The organism is Streptomyces sp. NPDC046860, from assembly GCF_040645115.1.
GTDB lineage: Bacteria > Actinomycetota > Actinomycetes > Streptomycetales > Streptomycetaceae > Streptomyces.
The window spans coordinates 195160-215903 of sequence record NZ_JBEYXQ010000009.1; the positions used below are offsets into that span (position 1 = coordinate 195160).

The following is a 20744-nucleotide window of genomic DNA, read 5'->3' on the forward strand; positions in this document are numbered from 1 at the left end:
CTGGCCTGAGGGTCGGGCGAGCGCCCGCCGATGGGGGCAGATGGTAGCGACAACCGCGCCCGCCCCACCGGGGGCCGCCCCGCGGCCTCCCCTGCCCGTGCAACGCCCGCCCGGCCCCTGTGGTTCCCGCACGGGCTCCCGCGCGGCCCGCAGCGCACAGCGGCGCCGCCCCGTGAACGCTCACGGTGGCGACGCCGCTGGGTGCCCTATGCGGTTGTCTCGGCCCGCGCCGTCTCCCCGAGTGGACGGCGCCGGGCGGCTCGGTGGGGTGTCGTGGCCTAGTTCTCCGCCAGGATGTGCGACAGCTCCTGGTCGAGATCGAAGTGCCGGTGTTCCGTGCCGGGCGGCACGGCGGCGTCGGTCCGCTTCAGGAAGGACTCCAGGGCCCGCGCGGGGGCCTCCAGCAGAGCCTCGCCCTCCGGAGAGCTGAGGGCGATGCAGACGACGCCCTGACCATGACTGCGCGACGGCCAGACGCGGACGTCGCCGGTACCGGTGGGGCGGTGCAGCCCCTCAGCGAGGAGGTCGCGGGCGAACACCCACTCGACGGTCTCCTCGGCTCCGGTGTGGAAGGTGGCGTGCACGGCGTAGGGGTCGGCCGTGTCGTACCGCAGGCCTGCGGGGACAGGCAGGGAGGACTCGCTCGACACAACGAGGCGCAGGTGCAGCTCGCAGCTGACCGTGGTGTTCATAAGCGCCAGGGCCTTTCGCTCAGTGTGCGCTCGGGGATTCGCACGTCGGCGAAATCGACATGCCACCTACGGTGCCGTTGTAAACCCCTCTGAGGGTTTTGCGTGGCTTTACGTACCTCTTCCGGCCGAGAAGTTGTACGAGATCTGCCACCATTCCAGTGACTCATTCGCTCCGGTAGGGTTTGACCCTATGAATACACAGAGTGACGAGCCTGGTGAGGTCGCCGTGGCGCCGGACAGGACGGGGCCGGACAGTGAGCCGGCCGGGGACGGTCTAGGCTCGCGGGCGCCGCGGTTCGTCAAGAGACGCAGGGCCCTGCACCTGAGCTGGCAGGTCGGCGTCTTCGTGATCGGGCTCGCCGTGGTCGCGGCCGGCATCGTGATGCTCCCGCTGCCCGGACCCGGCTGGGTCGTGATCTTCGGCGGCATGGCGATCTGGGCGACCGAGTTCGTCTGGGCCCAGCTCGTGCTGCGCTGGACGAAGCGCAAGGTGACCGAGGCTGCGCAGAAGGCCCTGGACCCGCGCGTACGCCGCCGGAACATCACGCTCACCGTGATCGGCCTGATGATCATCGGCGTGCTCGCCGGGATCTACCTCTGGAAGTTCGGCGTCGTCGTGCCCTGGAAGATCCAGGACCAGTGAGGCAGGTCCGCAGGTGGTCACAGGCACCCTCTGACATGGGGTAATGTTCTTCCTGTGCCCAGGGCGATTAGCTCAGTGGGAGAGCGCTTCGTTCACACCGAAGAGGTCACTGGTTCGAACCCAGTATCGCCCACCCTGGACCGGAGGCCCGTCTGCGAACAGCAGGCGGGCCTTCGGCGTGTGCACGTAAAAAGCGGCGGGCTTCGTCAAGGTCCCCTTCCGGGCGAACCGGACCGCACCCGGGAGCGGCCGATTCCGGCCGACGGCGGAAATGCCGACGATATTCCGAGGGAAAGCGTCCGGATTTCCCGCAAGTGCGACAACATGCGAATTCCCGGAGCCGCCAAGTCCCCTTTGTGCGCACCCTTCTGATTCCCGGTCACCACCGCCCCCGCCCCGCGCGCCCGGCGCCAGGGCCGGCCGGCCGCCCCCGGACGGTTTGGACTCGCCCCGCCCGGACCTGTATGGTTCAGTGCGTTGCCGGGCGATTAGCTCAGTGGGAGAGCGCTTCGTTCACACCGAAGAGGTCACTGGTTCGAACCCAGTATCGCCCACCGGCACGAGGAGCCGGTCCGCACACAGCGGGCCGGCTCTTCCGCTGTCCGGGCACGCCCCGGCTACGCCGCCGCCGACAACTCCTGCCGCAGCGGCCACTCCGTACTCACCAGCTCCGGCGAACCGCTGCGCGCGAACCACGCCTGGAGCCCCCGCGCCTGCGCCGCGTGCCAGCCGACCTGCAACGCGTGCAACTCCGCCGGGGACAGCCGCTCCAGCCGCGCCGCGAACCGCCGCCCCACCGCCCGTACGACGTCCAGCGCCGCCATCGCGTCCGCCGCCGCGTCGTGCGCGTCGCTCAGCGCCACCCCGTACTGCTCGCACAGATCGCCCAGCGTGCGGCGGCCCTTGCGGTAGCGGTCCAGATGCTTGTCCAGCACCCTCGGGTCCAGCACCCTGAGCGGCGCCGAGTCGAACCAACGGTCCAGCGACGACGCCCGGTGCCTGCGCAACTCCCGGTCCAGCAGCGTCAGATCGAAAGGCGCGTTCATCACCACCAGGGGCCGGCCCATCGCCGTGTGCTCGGCCAGCTGCTGGGCTATCTCGTACACCACCGGCGCCGGCCAGCGCCCGTTGTGCTGGAGGTGCTCCTCCGTCAGCCCGTGGACCGCCGTCGCCCCCTCGGGCACCGGCACCCCCGGATTCACCAGCCAGCGGCTCACCCGCGGCCGCGTCCCCGGCGCGTCCTGCACGACGACCGCGGCCGACACGATCCGGTCGGTCTCGACGTCCACGCCCGTCGTCTCCGTGTCGAAGGCGGCCAGCGCCCCCTCGTACCAGCACGTCATACCAACCCAACTCCTCGTCCACGCTCGACGGCTGACGTTCCGTCTTCTGCCCGTTTGGTGATACCCGGCCCGTTTGCGCCGTACGCCGGGAGGAGACAACAGGAGTACGGGTCTTTGCAGTTCAGCGGCCCGCAGTGGGGAAACCCCTGGTTCGGAAGGCTGTTGTTCATGGCCATGGCGCAGCCCGAGCGGAGCGGGCTGCTGCCCGACAGCGCGGGCCACCTTCGCGGCACCCTCGCCACCACCGCCTGCATGGAGACCCTGCAGGTCGGCTATCTGCACGCGGTCGCCGCCGCGGCCGGCTGCTCGCTGTCCCAGCCGTTCCCCGACAACGGCATCGACTGGCACGTCAGCCACAGCGCCCCCGGCCACACCGTCGACGACGAGGTCACCATCAAGGTGCAGCTCAAGTGCACCTACCAGATCGCCCCCCGGCCCCCCGGCCCCTTCTTCTCCTTCACCCTCGACAACGACCACCTGCGCAAACTCGCCCGCACCCCCGTCTCGGTGCACAAGATCCTCGTCGTCATGATCGTCCCGCGCTCCCAGGACGACTGGCTGCGCGCCGGACACGACCGGCTCGACCTCAGACACTGCTGCTACTGGGTCAACCTCGCCGGACACCCCGTCACCGGACGCACCCGCACCACCGTCCGCGTCCCCACCGCGCGCATCTTCGACGACCGGGCCCTGTGCGAGATCATGACGCGGGTCGGTACGGGAGGCAGACCATGACCGGCCCCGGCGAACCCGTCCGCCGCCTGCGCGCCCACCCCGACGACCCGGCCTGGCACCGGCCCCCCGACCCCGCCCGCGTCGACCCCGCCCACCTCGGCACCCTGCTGCGCCGCCACGGCTGGCAGCGGCGCGGCGGGGTCCCCGGACGCTACGGCCGCTGGACGCCGCCCGCCCCGGCCGACGGCCCCACCAGCCTCCTCGTCCCCGAGAGCCGGGCCTTCCCCGACGCCGACGACCTGCTCGGCGAGGCCCTCCACGCCCTGGACCGCACCGCCGCGCCCTCCGCCCGCGAGATCCTCATCGCCCTCGCCGTCCCCGCCGACGAGATCCGCTGGTACCGCGACACCCCCGGCGGCCCCGTCGACGGCGCCGCCCCCTGGACCCTCGACGAGCACCTGCGCACCGCCGCCCGCCGGACCCTCCTCGCCGCGGCCCTCGCCACCCGCGCCCGCACCGGCTACCACGGCGCCCGGCACCGCGGCCCGGCCGGCGCCCTGCTCGCCGGCGTCCTCGTCGGTCCCGCCACCGAGGGCCGCGCCCTGACCGCCTTCGCCCCGCTCCCCGCCGGCCGCCCCCTCGCCGTCCGGCTCCACCACGCCCTGCACGCCACCCGCGAGGCCATCGACTACCAGCGGGCCACCGGCTCCCCGGACGCCTTCGACGGCGCGGTCGGCGCGGGGGTCAGCCGCGAGCTCACCGAGGCGCTCACCGCGCTCGTCCGGGGCACCGAGGGCGCCCGTGTCGCCATCTCCTGGGCGCCCGCCGCCGGAGTGCCCGAGGGCTGCGCCGCCGTCACGGGCCCCGTGGAGTTCTCGCCCGGCGACCTCCCCGCCCTGCGCGCGGCCGGCACCCGCTACCTGCGCGCCGAACCGTCCGTGCCGGTCACCGTCACCGGGGTCGTCGTCCGGCTGCGCCGCTCCGGGCCCCGCGGGCCGGGCACCGTACGCCTGCGGGTCCTCGCGGGCGCCGAGGTGCCGCACCTGCGGCTCACCCTCGGCGAGGAGGACTACCGCGTCGCCGGTCACGCCCACCTCGTCGGCCTGCCCGTGCGGGTGCGCGGCCGGCTGGAGAGCCGGGGCGGCTTCCGCAGGCTCACCGGCGCCGGGGGCGTCGCCCCGGTCCCGGTCGACGAGACCGAACGCGACCGGCTGATGAAGACCCTCCAGGAGAACGCCGGCCTCCCGGAGGAGGCGTGCGCGGAGGCGGTGGAGGCGTACGAGGACGGGGACGGAAAGTAACCGTTTCGCGGTCGGCGGGGGCGGGTCGGTACGATCCCTTGTGCGCGCGCTCCTCGTACGGCGCCGCACTCAAGCCTTCAGTCAGGAGAGACCGGTGTCAGACGTCCGTGTGATCATCCAACGCGATTCCGAGCGGGAAGAGCGCGTGGTGACGACGGGCACTACCGCCGCCGACCTCTTCCCGGGCGAGCGCTCGGTCATCGCCGCGCGCGTGGCGGGCGAGCTGAAGGACCTCTCCTACGAGCTGTCCGACGGCGACGAGGTCGAGGGCGTCGAGATCTCCTCCGAGGACGGTCTCGCCATCCTGCGCCACTCCACCGCGCACGTCATGGCCCAGGCCGTGCAGGAGCTGTTCCCCGAGGCCAAGCTCGGCATCGGTCCGCCGGTCAAGGACGGCTTCTACTACGACTTCGACGTCGAGAAGCCCTTCCACCCCGATGACCTCAAGGCCATCGAGAAGAAGATGCAGGAGATCCAGAAGCGGGGCCAGAAGTTCTCCCGCCGCGTGGTCTCCGACGAGGACGCCCGCGCCGAGCTGGCCGACGAGCCGTACAAGCTGGAGCTGATCGGCCTCAAGGGCTCGGCCTCCTCCGACGACGGCGCGGACGTCGAGGTCGGCGCCGGCGAGCTGACCATCTACGACAACCTGGACGCCAAGACCGGCGAGCTGTGCTGGAAGGACCTCTGCCGCGGTCCCCACCTGCCCTCCACCCGGAACATCCCGGCGTTCAAGCTGATGCGCAACGCGGCCGCCTACTGGCGCGGCAGCGAGAAGAACCCGATGCTCCAGCGCATCTACGGCACCGCCTGGCCGTCCAAGGACGAGCTGAAGGCGCACCTGGAGTTCCTCGCCGAGGCCGAGAAGCGCGACCACCGCAAGCTCGGCAACGAGCTGGACCTCTTCTCCGTCCCGGAGCAGATCGGCTCGGGCCTCGCCGTCTTCCACCCCAAGGGCGGCATCATCCGCCGGGTCATGGAGGACTACTCCCGCCGCCGCCACGAGGAGGAGGGGTACGAGTTCGTCTACACCCCGCACGCGACGAAGGGGAAGCTCTTCGAGACCTCGGGCCACCTGGACTGGTACGCCGACGGCATGTACCCGCCCATGCAGCTCGACGAGGGCGTGGACTACTACCTCAAGCCCATGAACTGCCCGATGCACAACCTGATCTTCGACGCGCGCGGCCGCTCGTACCGTGAACTGCCGCTGCGCCTCTTCGAGTTCGGCACCGTGTACCGGTACGAGAAGTCGGGCGTCGTACACGGCCTCACCCGGGCCCGCGGCTTCACCCAGGACGACGCGCACATCTACTGCACCCGCGAGCAGATGTCGGAGGAGCTGGACAAGACCCTCACCTTCGTCCTCGGCCTGCTGCGCGACTACGGTCTGACCGACTTCTACCTGGAGCTGTCCACCAAGGACCCGGAGAAGTTCGTCGGCTCCGACGAGGCGTGGGAGGAGGCGACCGAGACCCTCCGTCAGGTCGCCGAGAAGCAGGGTCTGCCTCTCGTCCCCGACCCCGGTGGCGCCGCGTTCTACGGCCCGAAGATCTCCGTCCAGGCCAAGGACGCCATCGGCCGGACCTGGCAGATGTCGACCATCCAGCTCGACTTCAACCTGCCCGAGCGGTTCGACCTGGAGTACACCGGCCCCGACGGCACCAAGCAGCGCCCGGTGATGATCCACCGCGCCCTGTTCGGCTCCATCGAGCGGTTCTTCGCCGTGCTCCTGGAGCACTACGCGGGTGCCTTCCCGGCGTGGCTCGCCCCCGTGCAGGCGGTCGGCATCCCGATCGGTGACGCCCACGTCGAGTACCTGGAGAAGTTCGCGGCCGCGGCCAAGCGCAAGGGCCTGCGGGTCGAGGTGGACTCCTCCTCCGACCGGATGCAGAAGAAGATCCGCACCGCGCAGAAGCAGAAGGTGCCGTTCATGATCATCGTCGGTGACGAGGACATGAACGCGGACACCGTCTCCTTCCGCTACCGCGACGGCTCGCAGGAGAACGGCATCCCCTTCGAGGACGCCATCGCCAAGATCGAGAAGGTCGTGGCGGAGCGGGTCCAGGTCTGATCCACGACCGGCTGACGAAGAACCCCCGGGGCGTCAACGCCGCCCCGGGGGTTCTTAGTCCTCCTCCCGCGAGAACACCTGCAGCAGCCACGAGGAGAACGACCCCGTCACCGCGCCCAGCAGCGCCAGACCGCCGGCCATCATCGCCGACGCGATCACCCGGCCGCCGGTGGTCACCGGGACGATGTCGCCGTAGCCGACCGTGGAGAGGGTGGAGCAGGCCCACCAGACCGCGTCCCCGAAGTTCCGCATGTTCGAGCCGGGCGCGCCCCGCTCCTGCTGGTAGACCGCGAGGGCGCCGGTGAACCCCATGAGCAGCGTGGACAGGCCCGAGTAGGCGATCACCCGCGAGTACAGAGGCAGCCGGGGCAGCCCGCGCCGGTGCTGGAGCGTCTCGTAGATCCGCACGATCCGCAGCGGGCGCAGCAGCGGCAGGATCAGCACGAGCGTGTCCAGCAGATGGGTGTGCACGAAACTCGGGCCCTGGCCGCTGAGCCGCCAGCGCACCGCGTAGTCCACGGCGAACAGGGCCCAGCAGGCCAGCAGCAGCGCGATCCACAGGTCCTCCCACGCCGTGCCGGGGCGCGGGGCGAGCACGAGCGCGGCGTACGAGCCGAGGAAGGTCAGCGACGCCACCGTGAGGGGCATCTCGGCGCGGATCTCCCAGCGCGTCCTGGAGCGGTCGGGGTGCACCGGCCCAGCTTCGCCGCTCGCCGCCGCCCCGCCGCCCCGGCGACACGCCGCGAACGGGCGAAGTAATATGCTGCCTTGCATGACGAGTGAGCCGGAACAGCAGATCGGAGTGGGGACGCAGGACGCGTTCCAGCGCCTGTGGACGCCCCACCGGATGGCCTACATCCAGGGCGAGAACAAGCCGAGCGGTCCGGGTGCGGACGACGGCTGCCCGTTCTGTTCCATCCCGGCCAAGTCCGACGAGGACGGTCTGATCGTCCGGCGCGGTGAGCACGTGTACGCGGTGCTCAACCTCTACCCGTACAACGGCGGCCATCTGATGACCGTGCCGTACCGGCACGTGGCCGACTACACCGATCTGACCGGGCCGGAGACCGCCGAGCTGGCGGAGCTGACCAAGCAGGCGATGACGGCGCTGCGCACGGCGTCCGGCGCGCACGGCTTCAACATCGGCATGAACCAGGGCGCGGTGGCCGGTGCCGGCATCGCCGCCCATCTGCACCAGCACATCGTGCCGCGCTGGGGCGGGGACACGAACTTCATGCCGGTGGTGGGACACACCAAGGTGCTGCCGCAACTGCTCGGCGACACCCGCGAGATGCTCGCGCAGGCGTGGCCGGCCGCCTGACCTGACCGGCGCTCCCGGGGGGAGCGCCAGAAGGTCACGCGTCGTAGAGGTCGGCCTTCCTCGGGCTCGGGTCCTGGACCAAGCCGCTGAGGAACGCCGAGCGGGCGCCGAACTTCTCGGTGTCCACGCCGTTCTCCTTGAGCACCTTGATCGCGGCCGAGTGCACCACCCGCAGCACCGGGGTGGCGGCGCGCAGGGCGTCGTCGGCCATGAAGCGGTGGCGCCAGGGCTGGTCGGCCCAGGCGTGCCGCAGGCCGAAGGGCTCGGGGAGGGCGATGGAGCCGCCGAGCCAGTTCAGGGCCGGGGTGTACCAGGTGAGCGGGGCGCGGACGGCGAGCCGTACGACCTCGTCGGTGGGGACCAGGGGGAGCTTGACGGTGCGGTTCTCCCACGGCTTGAGGGACTTGGCGACCTCCTTGGTGGGGGCCGCGGGCTTGGCGTGGAAGAGGGGGTTGACCGGGCCGAGCGCGTGGCCGGTGACCTCGATGCGCAGCGTCTCGTGCAGGACGGTCACCGTGATCATCATGGTGAGGACGAGCTGGCCGTCCCACAGCGTCCACTGGACGCCGAGGTAGTGGCGGTCGCCGCTGCCGAACTGCTGCTTGTTGCAGATCTCCTGTATGGCGTGCGGCTTGATCTGGAACGCCTCGACGTCCGTGCCCTCGGGGCGGGAGACCGCGTCGGCCTTCTCGCCGATCGGGGTGACGATCCAGTGCCGTATCGACGGGCGGGGGAATCCGCCGGTGTTGAGCGGGCCGCGCTCCAGCAGGCTGAGCTGGTCGTGGATGGCGCGGATGACGTCCCAGCTCCTGAAGGGGTGGATCTCGCGCGGCGGGTCGGCCGACACGAGGTCCTCGGCGAGCTGCCAGGAGCCCCAGCGGGTGCCCATGCCGAGGATGCCCTTGGGTCCGGCGTAGAAGACGGAGTTGGAGCGCTGTTCGGCGCCGAGCCGGGCCAGGGACTGGCGCAGCTGTTCGGCGGCGGTCTCGCCGGGGCTGCGGGGCACGGCCTCGGGGACCTTGGCGCCGACGCTGCTGCCCGACAGCAGTCCGGCCCAGCGTTCGCGCAGATCGGCGGCGGTGCGCTCGCAGATGCGGCGGGCCCAGAACCAGCCCAGCACCGGGGCGACGACGGCCGCGCGGACGTACCAGCCGAGGATGCCGCCGAAGGGCAGCTTCAGCAGGAAGAGCACGGCGAGGACGCCGACCCCGGCGAGCAGGGCGGTGCCCAGGGCTCCGGCCCGGCCCTCGCGTTTGGCGAGGAAGGAGCGCAGGAGGAAGACGAGGAGCCAGGCGAGGAGGCCGGGCAGGAAGATCAGGCCGCACACGACCATGACGAGGGACAGTTTGTTGTCGCGCTCGCGGCGGATGTTGTTGGCGGCCAGGCAGTGTTCCACGACGACCTGGGGTTCGGCGCCGAAGGACTGGATCAGGGGCTTGCGGCCCGGTGCGAGCATGCGGTCGGCCACGGCGCGGGAGAACGCCTCGCCCAGGTTGGGGCGGAACAGCGGAACGCGTCCGGGCTTGACGGTGGACGCGTGCCATTCGTTGTCGGCGTTCTTGATGTCCGCCATCGCGTTGTCCCGGTAGGCCGCCGAGGCCAGCGCGAGGGTGGCCGCCTGGCCCTCGTCCCCGGAGACGGGCACCTGAGGACCGTCCCACTCCGTACCTACCGACATTCCCGCCCCCATCGCCGCCGTGTCGCTCCTGCGGCCTTCCCGGCTTCCCCGCCGCGCACACCTGCCGAACCGGACATCGTTGCGAAGTCCGGTGGCCACGGCGCCGGTCGGGCCGGGCCGGGACCGGCGTCGCAAGCGTATCCGCAGCCGCCCCCCGCGCGTCGGCGGACGGCCGAAGCCGCCCGCCGGCGCCGGGTCAGGGGGTGTGGCCGGCCTGTTCGCGCAGCCGCTCGGCGACCTGTGGGGGCATCGGTTCGTGGCGGGCGTAGGCGCGGCTGAAGGTGGCCGTGCCGTGGGAGAGGGAGCGCAGGTCGATGGCGTACCGGCCGATCTCGAACTCGGGCACCTCGGCGCGGATCAGGGTGCGGCCGAAGCCGGTCTGCTCGGTGCCGAGGACCCGGCCGCGCCTGCTGGACAGGTCGCTCATGACGGCGCCGACGTAGTCGTCGGGCACCAGGACGCCGACCTCGGCGACGGGTTCGAGCAGGTGGATGCGGGTCTCGCCGGCCGCCTCGCGCAGGGCGAGCGCGCCCGCGGTCTGGAAGGCGGCGTCGGAGGAGTCCACCGAGTGCGACTTGCCGTCGAGCAGGGTGACGCGCAGGTCGACCAGGGGGTAGCCGGCGGCGACGCCCTTGGCGGCCTGGGCGCGGATGCCCTTCTCGACGGAGGGGATGAACTGGCGGGGCACCGCGCCGCCGACCACCTTGTCGACGAACTCGATGCCGGAGCCGCCGGGCAGCGGTTCGACCTCGATCTCGCAGATGGCGTACTGCCCGTGGCCGCCGGACTGCTTGACGTGCCGGCCGCGTCCGGCCGCCTTGCCGGCGAAGGTCTCGCGCAGCGGCACCTTGTGCGGGACGACGTCGACCTGGACGCCGTAGCGGCTGCGGAGCCGTTCCAGCGCGACGTCGGAGTGGGCCTCGCCCAGGCACCACAGGACGACCTGGTGGGTGTCCTGGTTCTGTTCGAGGCGCATGGTCGGGTCCTCGGCGACGAGCCGGGACAGCCCGAGGGAGAGTTTGTCCTCGTCGGCCTTGCTGTGGGCCTGGATGGCGAGGGGGAGCAGCGGGTCGGGCATCCGCCAGGGTTCCATGAGCAGCGGGTCGTCCTTGGCGGACAGGGTGTCGCCGGTCTCGGCGCGCCCGAGCTTGGCGACGCAGACGAGGTCGCCGGCGACGGCCTGGGTGACCGGGCGCTGCTGCCTGCCGAAGGCCATGCTGAGGGCGCCGGACTTCTCGTCGACGTCGTGGTCCTCGTGCCCGCGGTCGGCGAGCCCGTGTCCGGAGACGTGGACGGTGTCTTCGGGGCGCAGGGTGCCGGAGAAGACGCGGACCAGGGAGATGCGGCCCACGTAGGGGTCGGAGGAGGTCTTGACGACCTCGGCGACCAGCGGGCCGTCGGTGTCGCAGGGGCTCAGGCGGCGGGGGGTGCCGTCGATGCCGGTGACCTCCGGCATGGGGTGCTCGAAGGGGGTGGGGAATCCCCGGGTGACCAGTTCGAGGAGTTCCACGGTGCCGAGGCCCTGGCGGGCGCCCTCGGCGGCGGGTGCGGCGGCGAGGACGGGGTGGAAGGTGCCCCGGGCCACGCCCTTCTCGAGGTCCTCGACGAGGGTTCCCACGTCGACCTGTTCGCCGCCGAGGTAGCGGTCCATCAGGGTCTCGTCCTCGCTCTCGGCGATGATCCCCTCGATGAGCCGGGCGCGGGAGTCCTGGAGGCCGGGGAGCTGGTCCTCGCCGGGCTCGGACTCCTTGCGCTCGCCGGGGGAGTAGTCGAAGAGCTTCTGGGAGAGCAGGCCGACGAGGCCGGTCACCGGGGCGTGCCCGTCGGGGCCGGCGGGGCCGCGCAGCGGGAGGTAGAGGGGCAGGACGGCGTCGGGGTCGTCGGCGCCGAACGCCTCGGCGCACACCCGGGTCATCTCCTCGAAGTCGGCGCGGGCGGACTCCAGGTGTGTGACCACGATGGCCCGGGGCATGCCGACGGCCTGGCACTCCTCCCACACCAGCCGCGTCGCGCCGTCCACGCCGTCGGAGGCGGAGACGACGAAGAGGGCCGCGTCCGCCGCGCGCAGACCGGCCCTGAGTTCACCGACGAAGTCGGCGTATCCGGGGGTGTCGAGGAGGTTGATCTTGACGCCGTCCCATTCGACGGGGACCAGCGAGAGCTGTACGGAGCGGTGCTGGCGGTGCTCGATGTCGTCGTAGTCGGAGAGGGTGGCGCCGTCCTCGACACGGCCCGCCCGGTTCACCGCTCCCGCGGTCAGTGCGAGGGCTTCCACCAGGGTGGTCTTGCCCGATCCGGAGGGGCCGACCAGCACCACGTTCCGGATGGACGCGGGGTGGTCGGCCGTCACTGCCCTGCCGGCGGCTCCGGGGTGTGCGTGAGTCTTGTCGCCCATGATCCTGCCTCCCGTGCACGGTGAGGTCATCGGGGACGCGAACGCGGCGGGGACCCGTGTGGATGCGTCGGCTCCGGCGGCGCCCGCGGTCCTTCGAGCTTTCCACTCCCGTCATCCCGCGTCCATACGACGGACCTCCGCGGGCCGCCGGCGGTCACGGATCGTGCCGCCGCCGAGGGTGCGCGCCCCCGTGCGCGGGCGCGCGTGGCTACGATGGGCCAGCCGACGGCCACCACGGGCCACGGCGACACCGACCGTCGGGAAGGCCATGCTGAACAAGTACGCGCGTGCATTCTTCACGCGTGTCCTCACGCCGTTCGCCGCGTTTCTCATCCGGCGGGGGGTGAGCCCCGACGCCGTCACGCTCGTCGGCACGGCCGGTGTGGTCGCGGGTGCGCTGGTCTTCTACCCCCGGGGAGAGTTCTTCTGGGGAACGATCGTGATCACGCTGTTCGTCTTCTCGGACCTGGTCGACGGGAACATGGCCCGCCAGCTGGGCCGCTCCAGCCGCTGGGGTGCCTTCCTGGACTCCACCCTGGACCGGGTCGCGGACGGCGCGATCTTCGGCGGGTTCGCCCTCTGGTATGCGGGCAACGGCGACGACAACGTGCTGTGCGCGGTCTCCATCTTCTGTCTCGCCAGCGGCCAGGTGGTCTCGTACACCAAGGCGCGCGGCGAGTCGATCGGGCTGCCGGTGGCGGTCAACGGGCTGGTCGAGCGGGCCGAGCGGCTGGTGATCTCGCTGGTCGCGGCCGGTTTCGCGGGCCTGCACAAGTTCGGTGTGCCGGGCATCCAGTGGCTGCTGCCGATCGCCCTGTGGATCGTCGCGGTCGGCAGTCTCGTCACGCTGGTCCAGCGGGTCGTCACCGTGCGCCGGGAGTCCGCCGAGGCCGAGGAGGCGGCCCTGCCGGGCGCCGGGAGCGAGGCGGCCAAGTGAGCACCGCCGAACGCCTCACCGACGGGCTGTACGGGCTCGGCTGGAGCACCGTGAGGAAGCTTCCCGAGCCGGTCGCCGCCCGGCTGGGCCAGACCGTCGCCGACATCGCCTGGAAGCGGCGCGGCAAGGGCGTCCAGCGGCTGGAGGCCAACTACGCGCGCGTGGTGCCCGACGCCACTCCCGAGCGGCTGGCCGAGCTGTCCCGCGCGGGCATGCGCTCCTACCTGCGGTACTGGATGGAGTCCTTCCGGCTGCCCGCGTGGAGCCCGGAGCGGGTGCGCACGGGCTTCGACCCCAAGGGCGCCCACTACCTGACGGACGGCCTGGCCAAGGGCAAGGGCGTGATACTGGCGCTGCCGCACCTGGCCAACTGGGACCTGGCCGGCGCCTGGGTCACCACGAGCCTCGGCATCCCCTTCACCACCGTCGCCGAGCGCCTGAAGCCCGAGACGCTGTACGACCGGTTCGTCGCCTACCGCGAGGGCCTGGGCATGGAGGTGCTGGCGCACAGCGGGGGCTCCGCGTTCGGCACCCTGGCCCGGCGGCTGCGCGACGGCGGCCTGGTCTGCCTGGTCGCCGACCGGGACCTGTCCGCCAGCGGCGTCGAGGTCGACTTCTTCGGCGAGCGCGCCCGGATGCCCGCGGGACCGGCCCTGCTCGCCCAGCAGACCGGCGCCCAGCTGCTCCCGGTGACCCTCTGGTACGACGACTCGCCCGTCATGCAGGGCCGGGTGCACCCGCCCGTCGAGGTGCCCGAGGAGGGTACGCGGACCGGGAAGACGGCCGTGATGACCCAGGCGCTGGCCGACGCCTTCGCCTCCGGGATCGCCGAGCACCCGGAGGACTGGCACATGCTCCAGCGGCTGTGGCTCGCCGACCTCGACCCGGCGAAGGGACCCGCGTGAGAATCGGGATCGTCTGCCCGTACTCCTGGGACGTGCCCGGGGGCGTCCAGTTCCACATCCGGGACCTCGCCGAGTACTTCATCCGCCTGGGCCACGAGGTGTCCGTGCTGGCCCCGGCCGACGACGACACCCCGCTGCCGCCGTACGTGGTCTCGGCGGGCCGCGCGGTGCCGGTGCCGTACAACGGCTCGGTGGCCCGGCTGAACTTCGGGTTCCTCTCGGCGGCGCGGGTGCGGCGGTGGCTGCACGACGGCGGCTTCGACGTGGTGCACATCCACGAGCCGACCTCGCCGTCCCTCGGCCTGCTCACCTGCTGGGCGGCGCAGGGGCCCATCGTGGCCACCTTCCACACCTCCAACCCGCGCTCCCGCGCGATGATCGCCGCCTACTCGATCCTCCAGGCCGCGCTGGAGAAGATCAGCGCCCGGATCGCGGTCAGCGAGTACGCCCGCCGCACCCTGGTCGAGCACCTGGGCGGCGACGCGGTGGTGATCCCCAACGGGGTCGACGTGGACTTCTTCGCCGACGCCGAGCCCAAGGCCGAGTGGCAGGGCGGCACGATCGGCTTCATAGGGCGCATCGACGAGCCCCGCAAGGGCCTGCCGGTGCTGATGCGGGCGCTGCCCGAGATCCTCGCCGCGCACCCCGGGGCCCGGCTGCTGGTCGCGGGCCGGGGCGACGAGGAGGCGGCCGTCGAGGAGCTGCCCGAGGAGCTGCGCTCGCGGGTGGAGTTCCTCGGCATGGTCAGCGACGAGGACAAGGCCCGCTTCCTGCGCAGCGTCGACCTGTACGTGGCGCCCAACACCGGCGGCGAGAGCTTCGGCATCATCCTGGTCGAGGCGATGTCGGCGGGCGCCCCCGTGCTCGCCTCCGACCTGGACGCCTTCGTGCAGGTCTTGGACCAGGGGAAGGCGGGCGAGGTGTTCGCCAACGAGGACGCCGACGCGCTCGCCCGGAAGGCGGTCGCCCTGCTCGCCGACCCCGGGCGCCGGGCCGAGCTGCGGGAGCGGGGCAGCGCCCATGTGCGCCGCTTCGACTGGTCCACGGTCGGCGCGGACATCCTGTCGGTGTACGAGACGGTCACCACCGGCACCACCGCGGTCGCCACCGACGAGCGGCCGGGCCTGTGGTCGAGGTTCGGCCTGGCCCGCGACCGCTACCCGGAGCGGGACGCGGAACCCGGCACCGAGCGCTCCACCGATAACCTTCGCGCGTGATCCCCACCCTGATCTGGATTCTCGTCGCGCTGGTGGCGGTCGGCGTCTACCTGAGCTGGACCGCCGGCCGGCTGGACCGGCTGCACGTGCGCATGGACGCCGCCCGCGCCGCCCTGGACGCCCAACTGCTGCGCCGGGCGTCCGTGGCGCAGGAACTGGCCACCGCCGGCGTCCTGGACCCGGCCGCCTCGATCGTGCTCTACGAGGCCGCGCACGCCGCGAGACAGGCCGAGGAGGAGCACCGCGAGGTGGCGGAGAGCGAGCTGAGCCAGGCGCTGCGCGCCGTCTTCGAGGACCCCCGGCAGGTGGAGGGCGTACGGGCCGCCCCCGGTGGCGAGGACGCGGCCCGCGAGCTGGCCGAGGCGGTCCGCCGGGTGCCGATGGCCCGCCGGTTCCTCAACGACGCCGTGGGCGCCGCCCGCCGGCTGCGCGAGCACCGCAAGGTCCGCTGGTTCCGGCTGGCCGGGCACGCGCCGTTCCCGCTGGCCTTCGAGATGGACGACGAACCGCCCGCCGCGCTCGTCGAACGGGTGGCCTGAAGGGACCCCGCGGGGCGGTTCCGCAGGCAAAACGATCCACCGGCTTCCCATTGGCCCTTGATGTGGCCTGGTCCGGTCGCGTTTCCTCGTCGGTGCAGAAACCCGTCTTTACCCACCAGTGAGGTCACGCGTGTCCATCATCGACAACCAGGGTCCCGAGACCGGCACCGCCCGTGTGAAGCGCGGCATGGCCGAGCAGCTCAAGGGCGGCGTGATCATGGACGTGGTCAACGCCGAGCAGGCGAAGATCGCCGAGGACGCGGGCGCCGTCGCCGTCATGGCGCTGGAGCGGGTCCCGGCCGACATCCGCAAGGACGGCGGCGTGGCCCGCATGTCCGACCCGGACATGATCGAGGGCATCATCGAGGCCGTCTCGATCCCGGTCATGGCCAAGTCCCGCATCGGCCACTTCGTCGAGGCCCAGGTCCTGCAGTCCCTCGGCGTGGACTACATCGACGAGTCCGAGGTGCTCACCCCGGCCGACGAGGTCAACCACTCCGACAAGTGGGCGTTCACCACCCCGTTCGTCTGCGGTGCCACCAACCTGGGCGAGGCCCTGCGCCGCATCGCCGAGGGCGCCGCGATGATCCGCTCCAAGGGCGAGGCCGGCACCGGCAACGTCGTGGAGGCCGTGCGCCACCTGCGCCAGATCAAGGGCGAGATCGCCAAGCTCCGCGGCTGCGACCACAACGAGCTGTTCGCCGCCGCCAAGGAGCTGCGCGCCCCCTACGAGCTGGTCAAGGAGGTCGCCGAGCTGGGCAAGCTCCCCGTGGTCCTCTTCTCCGCCGGCGGTGTCGCCACCCCGGCCGACGCCGCGCTGATGCGCCAGCTCGGCGCCGAGGGCGTCTTCGTGGGCTCCGGCATCTTCAAGTCCGGCGACCCGGCCAAGCGCGCCGCCGCCATCGTGAAGGCCACCACCTTCTACGACGACCCGAAGATCGTCGCGGACGCCTCCCGCAACCTCGGCGAGGCCATGGTCGGCATCAACTGCGACACCCTGCCCGAGACCGAGCGCTACGCCAACCGCGGCTGGTAGGACCCCCTCACCATGAACACCCCCGTCATCGGCGTCCTGGCCCTCCAGGGCGACGTCCGGGAACACCTCATCGCCCTGGCCGCGGCCGACGCCGTGGCCAGGCCGGTCAGGCGCCCCGAGGAACTCGCCGAGGTCGACGCCCTCGTCCTCCCCGGCGGCGAGTCCACCACCATCTCCAAACTGGCCGTCCTCTTCGGCCTGATGGAGCCCCTGCGCGCCCGCGTCCGCGAGGGAATGCCGGTCTACGGCACCTGCGCCGGACTGATCCTGCTCGCCGACAAGATCCTCGACCCGCGCTCGGGCCAGGAGACCGTCGGCGGCATCGACATGATCGTGCGCCGCAACGCCTTCGGCCGGCAGAACGAGTCCTTCGAGGCGGCCGTCGACGTCAAGGGCATCGACGGCGATCCGGTCGAGGGCGTCTTCATCCGCGCCCCCTGGGTCGAGTCGGTGGGCGCGCAGGCCGAGGTGCTCGCCGAGCACGACGGCCACATCGTCGCCGTACGCCAGGGCAACGTCCTCGCCACCTCCTTCCACCCGGAACTGACCGGCGACCACCGCGTGCACGCGCTCTTCACCGACATGGTCCGCGCGAACCGGACACCGGAGTCCTTGTAGGATCTGCGGCGGTACCCCTCAGGCTCTCCCACGCCCGGGGAGTCCGTATCGGATCGGGTTACGCGAAGGAGACAGGCAGATGTCCGGCCACTCTAAATGGGCTACGACGAAGCACAAGAAGGCCGTGATCGACGCCAAGCGCGGCAAGCTCTTCGCGAAGCTCATCAAGAACATCGAGGTCGCGGCCCGCATGGGCGGCGTCGACATCGAGGGCAACCCGACGCTGTACGACGCCATCCAGAAGGCGAAGAAGCAGTCGGTCCCCAACAAGAACATCGACTCCGCGGTCAAGCGCGGCGGCGGCCTCGAGGCCGGCGGCGCCGACTACGAGACGATCATGTACGAGGGTTACGGCCCCAACGGTGTCGCGGTCCTCATCGAGTGCCTCACCGACAACCGCAACCGCGCCGCCTCCGACGTGCGCGTCGCCATGACCCGCAACGGCGGCAACATGGCCGACCCCGGCTCGGTGTCGTACCTGTTCCACCGCAAGGGCGTCATCATCGTCCCCAAGGGCGAGCTGACCGAGGACGACGTGCTCGGCGCGGTGCTGGACGCCGGTGCCGAGGAGGTCAACGACCTCGGCGAGTCCTTCGAGGTGCTCAGCGAGGCCACCGACCTGGTCGCGGTCCGCACCGCCCTCCAGGAGGCCGGCATCGACTACGACTCCGCCGACTCCAACTTCGTCCCGACCATGCAGGTCGAGCTGGACGAGGAGGGCGCCAAGAAGATCTTCAAGCTGATCGACGCCCTGGAGGACAGCGACGACGTGCAGAACGTCTTCGCCAACTTCGACGTCAGCGACGAGGTCATGGAGAAGGTCGACGCGTAACGCCTGCGGCGCTTCACCAGGTTCACGGGCCGACGGGGAAACCCGCCGGCCCGTCGCCGTTGCCGGGGCCCGGTTGCGGGGCGTTGTCGGTGGCACCCGATAGCCTGCACAAACAAATGATCGAGCCCAGGGGGCGACAGGTGCGAGTGCTCGGGGTGGACCCCGGACTGACACGGTGCGGGGTCGGCGTGGTCGACGGGGTCGCGGGGCGGCCGCTCACCATGGTCGGCGTCGGAGTCGTCCGCACACCCCCCGACGCCGAGCTGAGCCACCGGCTGCTCGCCGTCGAGCAGGGCCTCGAACAGTGGCTGGACGAGCACGAGCCGGAGTTCGTCGCCGTGGAGCGCGTCTTCAGCCAGCACAACGTCAGCACCGTCATGGGCACCGCCCAGGCCAGCGCCGTCGCCATGCTGTGCGCCGCCCGGCGCGGCATCCCGGTCGCCCTGCACACCCCCAGCGAGGTCAAGGCCGCCGTCACCGGCACCGGCCGCGCCGACAAGGCCCAGGTCGGGGCCATGGTCACCCGGCTGCTCCGGCTCAGCGCGCCCCCCAAGCCCGCCGACGCCGCCGACGCCCTCGCCCTCGCCATCTGCCACATCTGGCGCGCCCCCGCGCAGAACCGGCTCCAGCAGGCGGTCGCCGAGCACACGGCCCGTCGCACACCTCAGGCAACGAAAGGCCGAACGGCATGATCGCCTTCGTCAGCGGCACCGTCGCCGCCCTCGCCCCCGACTCGGCGGTCGTCGAGGTGGGCGGGGTCGGCATGGCCGTCCAGTGCACGCCGGACACCCTGGCGAAGCTCCGCGTCGGCCAGGACACCCGGCTGCACACCTCCCTCGTGGTCCGCGAGGACTCGCTCACCCTGTACGGCTTCGCCGACGACGACGAGCGCCAGGTCTTCGAACTGCTCCAGACGGCCAGCGGTGTCGGCCCCCGCCTCGCCCAGGCCATGCTGGCCACCCACCGCCCGGACGCCCTGCGCCGCGCCGTCGCCACCGCCGACGAGAAGGCGCTGACCGCCGTGCCCGGCATCGGCAAGAAGGGCGCCCAGAAACTGCTGCTGGAGCTGAAGGACCGGCTCGGCGCGCCCGTCGGCACCCCCGTCGTCGGCGCCCCGGTCACCCAGGGCTGGCGCGACCAGCTGCACGCGGCCCTCATCGGGCTGGGCTACGCCACCCGCGAGGCGGACGAGGCCGTGACCGCCGTGACCCCCCAGGCCGAGGCGGCGGGCGGCACCCCCCAGGTCGGCCAGCTGCTCAAGGCCGCCCTCCAGACCCTGAACCGCGCCCGCTGACCGCGCGCCACCGCTAGGAGCACCTGAAGTGAACTGGGACGACACGACGGACGGCGTCGCCGCGGAACGGCTGGTGGACACCGCGGCCGACCGGGAGGACCAGGCCGTCGAAGCCGCCCTGCGCCCCAAGGACCTCGGCGAGTTCATCGGCCAGGAGAAGGTCCGCGAACAGCTCGACCTCGTGCTGCGGGCCGCCCGCGCGCGGGGCGCCACCGCCGACCACGTCCTGCTCTCCGGCGCCCCCGGCCTGGGCAAGACCACCCTGTCGATGATCATCGCGGCCGAGATGGGCGCCCCCATCCGCATCACCTCCGGCCCCGCCATCCAGCACGCCGGGGACCTCGCCGCGATCCTCTCCTCCCTCCAGGAGGGCGAGGTCCTCTTCCTGGACGAGATCCACCGCATGTCCCGGCCCGCCGAGGAGATGCTGTACATGGCGATGGAGGACTTCCGGGTCGACGTCATCGTCGGCAAGGGCCCCGGCGCCACCGCCATCCCGCTGGAGCTGCCCCCGTTCACCCTGGTCGGCGCCACCACCCGCGCGGGCCTGCTGCCGCCCCCCTTGCGCGACCGCTTCGGCTTCACCGCGCACATGGAGTTCTACGAGCCCCACGAGCTGGAGCGGGTCGTGCACCGCTCGGCCGCCCTGCTGGACGTCGGGATCGAGCCGGCCGGCGCCGCCGAGATCGCCGGCCGCTCCCGCGGCACGCCCCGTATCGCCAACCGCCTGCTGCGCCGCGTGCGGGACTACGCCCAGGTCAAGGCGGACGGCCTGATCACCCGGGACGTCGCGGCCGCCGCCCTCGCCGTCTACGAGGTGGACGAGCGCGGCCTCGACCGGCTGGACCGGGGCGTGCTCCAGGCGTTGCTGAAGCTGTTCGGCGGCGGTCCCGTGGGCCTGTCCACGCTGGCCGTCGCGGTGGGGGAGGAGCGGGAGACGGTGGAGGAGGTCGCCGAACCGTTCCTGGTGCGCGAGGGCCTGCTCGCCCGCACCCCGCGCGGCCGCGTGGCCACCCCGGCGGCCTGGGCGCACCTCGGTCTCACCCCGCCCCGGGGCCAGGCCACGGGAAACGGACAAGGGGACCTGTTCGGGGCGTGAGACGGTCGCATTGGCCCCAGACGGAACCCTGGTGCCATGCTGAGCGTTGTTCCATGCACGCGGACTCGCTTAGACTCCGCCGATGCCGCCCTTGTGGGCGACGCCGACCAGCCCCCTCCAACAGGCCGCTCACCGCGCGGTCACGCGA

Annotated in this window: 20 protein-coding genes and 2 tRNA genes; 17 read left to right on the forward strand and 5 right to left on the reverse strand. The window is 72.0% G+C overall.

Annotated elements, in window-relative coordinates; genetic code table 11:
- Positions 1 to 278: 278 nt before the first annotated feature.
- Positions 279 to 692: an SsgA family sporulation/cell division regulator gene (locus ABZ898_RS15985; protein ID WP_010351314.1), complete on the reverse strand. Its 414-nt coding sequence runs from the start codon at positions 690 to 692 to the stop codon at positions 279 to 281.
- A gap of 190 nt (positions 693 to 882) precedes the next feature.
- Between ABZ898_RS15985 and ABZ898_RS15990 the strand changes: the two genes are divergently transcribed.
- The 3 genes from ABZ898_RS15990 to ABZ898_RS16000 all read left to right on the forward strand — a co-directional run bounded on the left by ABZ898_RS15990 (position 883) and on the right by ABZ898_RS16000 (position 1889).
- Entirely contained in the window at positions 883 to 1335 is a 453-nt protein-coding gene (locus ABZ898_RS15990) for a TIGR02611 family protein (RefSeq protein WP_361658225.1), read from the forward strand.
- Between the two features lie 61 nt (positions 1336 to 1396).
- Positions 1397 to 1468, forward strand: a tRNA-Val gene (locus ABZ898_RS15995).
- A gap of 349 nt (positions 1469 to 1817) precedes the next feature.
- Positions 1818 to 1889 (forward strand) — tRNA-Val (locus tag ABZ898_RS16000).
- A 63-nt stretch (positions 1890 to 1952) separates the two neighbouring features.
- On the opposite strand, the gene ABZ898_RS16005 is transcribed toward ABZ898_RS16000, so the two are convergent.
- A complete protein-coding gene (locus ABZ898_RS16005) occupies positions 1953 to 2678 on the reverse strand; it encodes a 3'-5' exonuclease (protein ID WP_361658228.1) in 726 nt (241 codons plus the stop codon).
- Between the two features lie 168 nt (positions 2679 to 2846).
- Here ABZ898_RS16005 and ABZ898_RS16010 point away from each other — a divergent pair, with 168 nt between their 5' ends.
- The 3 genes from ABZ898_RS16010 to thrS all read left to right on the forward strand — a co-directional run bounded on the left by ABZ898_RS16010 (position 2847) and on the right by thrS (position 6725).
- Entirely contained in the window at positions 2847 to 3413 is a 567-nt protein-coding gene (locus tag ABZ898_RS16010; RefSeq protein WP_217460888.1) for a DUF4365 domain-containing protein, read from the forward strand.
- Positions 3410 to 4654, forward strand: a complete 1245-nt coding sequence (locus tag ABZ898_RS16015) for a hypothetical protein (protein WP_361658232.1) — start codon at positions 3410 to 3412, stop codon at positions 4652 to 4654. Before ABZ898_RS16010 ends, ABZ898_RS16015 begins: the two co-directional genes overlap by 4 nt.
- A gap of 94 nt (positions 4655 to 4748) precedes the next feature.
- Positions 4749 to 6725 carry a threonine--tRNA ligase gene (gene thrS / locus ABZ898_RS16020; protein WP_361658234.1) on the forward strand — a complete coding sequence of 659 codons (1977 nt, stop codon included), beginning with the start codon at positions 4749 to 4751 and terminating at the stop codon, positions 6723 to 6725.
- Between the two features lie 54 nt (positions 6726 to 6779).
- Here the strand turns inward: thrS and ABZ898_RS16025 are convergent, their stop codons facing one another.
- A complete protein-coding gene (locus ABZ898_RS16025) occupies positions 6780 to 7373 on the reverse strand; it encodes an ion channel (RefSeq protein ID WP_361658415.1) in 594 nt (197 codons plus the stop codon).
- A 112-nt stretch (positions 7374 to 7485) separates the two neighbouring features.
- Between ABZ898_RS16025 and ABZ898_RS16030 the strand changes: the two genes are divergently transcribed.
- The gene (locus tag ABZ898_RS16030; protein WP_361658236.1) at positions 7486 to 8046 is read left to right on the forward strand and encodes an HIT domain-containing protein; all 561 of its coding nucleotides are present in this window, start codon (positions 7486 to 7488) and stop codon (positions 8044 to 8046) included.
- 34 nt (positions 8047 to 8080) lie between these two features.
- Here ABZ898_RS16030 and ABZ898_RS16035 read toward each other — a convergent pair whose 3' ends face one another.
- Positions 8081 to 9724 (reverse strand): hypothetical protein, encoded by a 1644-nt coding sequence (locus tag ABZ898_RS16035; RefSeq protein ID WP_361658238.1) that lies wholly within the window; start codon positions 9722 to 9724, stop codon positions 8081 to 8083.
- Positions 9725 to 9920: 196 nt separating this feature from the next.
- A complete protein-coding gene (locus ABZ898_RS16040) occupies positions 9921 to 12119 on the reverse strand; it encodes an elongation factor G-like protein EF-G2 (protein WP_361658240.1) in 2199 nt (732 codons plus the stop codon).
- Between the two features lie 268 nt (positions 12120 to 12387).
- On the opposite strand from ABZ898_RS16040, the gene pgsA reads away from it, so the two are divergent.
- The 10 genes from pgsA (at position 12388) to ruvB (ending at position 20596) form a co-directional block, all read left to right on the forward strand.
- Positions 12388 to 13056, forward strand: coding sequence for a phosphatidylinositol phosphate synthase (pgsA, locus tag ABZ898_RS16045; RefSeq protein WP_361658242.1), 669 nt, complete (start codon positions 12388 to 12390; stop codon positions 13054 to 13056).
- The gene (locus ABZ898_RS16050) at positions 13053 to 13961 is read left to right on the forward strand and encodes a phosphatidylinositol mannoside acyltransferase (protein ID WP_361658244.1); all 909 of its coding nucleotides are present in this window, start codon (positions 13053 to 13055) and stop codon (positions 13959 to 13961) included. The genes pgsA and ABZ898_RS16050 overlap by 4 nt, the downstream gene beginning before the upstream one ends.
- A complete protein-coding gene (locus ABZ898_RS16055) occupies positions 13958 to 15178 on the forward strand; it encodes a glycosyltransferase family 4 protein (protein ID WP_361658247.1) in 1221 nt (406 codons plus the stop codon). Before ABZ898_RS16050 ends, ABZ898_RS16055 begins: the two co-directional genes overlap by 4 nt.
- Positions 15175 to 15717: a hypothetical protein gene (locus ABZ898_RS16060; protein ID WP_361658249.1), complete on the forward strand. Its 543-nt coding sequence runs from the start codon at positions 15175 to 15177 to the stop codon at positions 15715 to 15717. Before ABZ898_RS16055 ends, ABZ898_RS16060 begins: the two co-directional genes overlap by 4 nt.
- Positions 15718 to 15847: 130 nt before the next feature.
- Positions 15848 to 16753 carry a pyridoxal 5'-phosphate synthase lyase subunit PdxS gene (gene pdxS, locus ABZ898_RS16065; protein ID WP_356429871.1) on the forward strand — a complete coding sequence of 302 codons (906 nt, stop codon included), beginning with the start codon at positions 15848 to 15850 and terminating at the stop codon, positions 16751 to 16753.
- 12 nt (positions 16754 to 16765) lie between these two features.
- Positions 16766 to 17371 (forward strand): pyridoxal 5'-phosphate synthase glutaminase subunit PdxT, encoded by a 606-nt coding sequence (gene pdxT, locus ABZ898_RS16070; RefSeq protein ID WP_361658252.1) that lies wholly within the window; start codon positions 16766 to 16768, stop codon positions 17369 to 17371.
- 79 nt (positions 17372 to 17450) lie between these two features.
- Positions 17451 to 18203 carry a YebC/PmpR family DNA-binding transcriptional regulator gene (locus tag ABZ898_RS16075; protein WP_361658255.1) on the forward strand — a complete coding sequence of 251 codons (753 nt, stop codon included), beginning with the start codon at positions 17451 to 17453 and terminating at the stop codon, positions 18201 to 18203.
- Between the two features lie 140 nt (positions 18204 to 18343).
- On the forward strand, positions 18344 to 18895 hold the full coding sequence (ruvC, locus tag ABZ898_RS16080; protein ID WP_361658418.1) for a crossover junction endodeoxyribonuclease RuvC: 552 nt from the start codon (positions 18344 to 18346) through the stop codon (positions 18893 to 18895).
- Positions 18892 to 19497, forward strand: a complete 606-nt coding sequence (gene ruvA / locus ABZ898_RS16085; protein ID WP_361658258.1) for a Holliday junction branch migration protein RuvA — start codon at positions 18892 to 18894, stop codon at positions 19495 to 19497. Before ruvC ends, ruvA begins: the two co-directional genes overlap by 4 nt.
- A 28-nt stretch (positions 19498 to 19525) precedes the next feature.
- Complete coding sequence (ruvB, locus tag ABZ898_RS16090; protein WP_361658261.1) at positions 19526 to 20596, forward strand: Holliday junction branch migration DNA helicase RuvB; 1071 nt, start codon at positions 19526 to 19528, stop codon at positions 20594 to 20596.
- Positions 20597 to 20744: the final 148 nt, after the last annotated feature.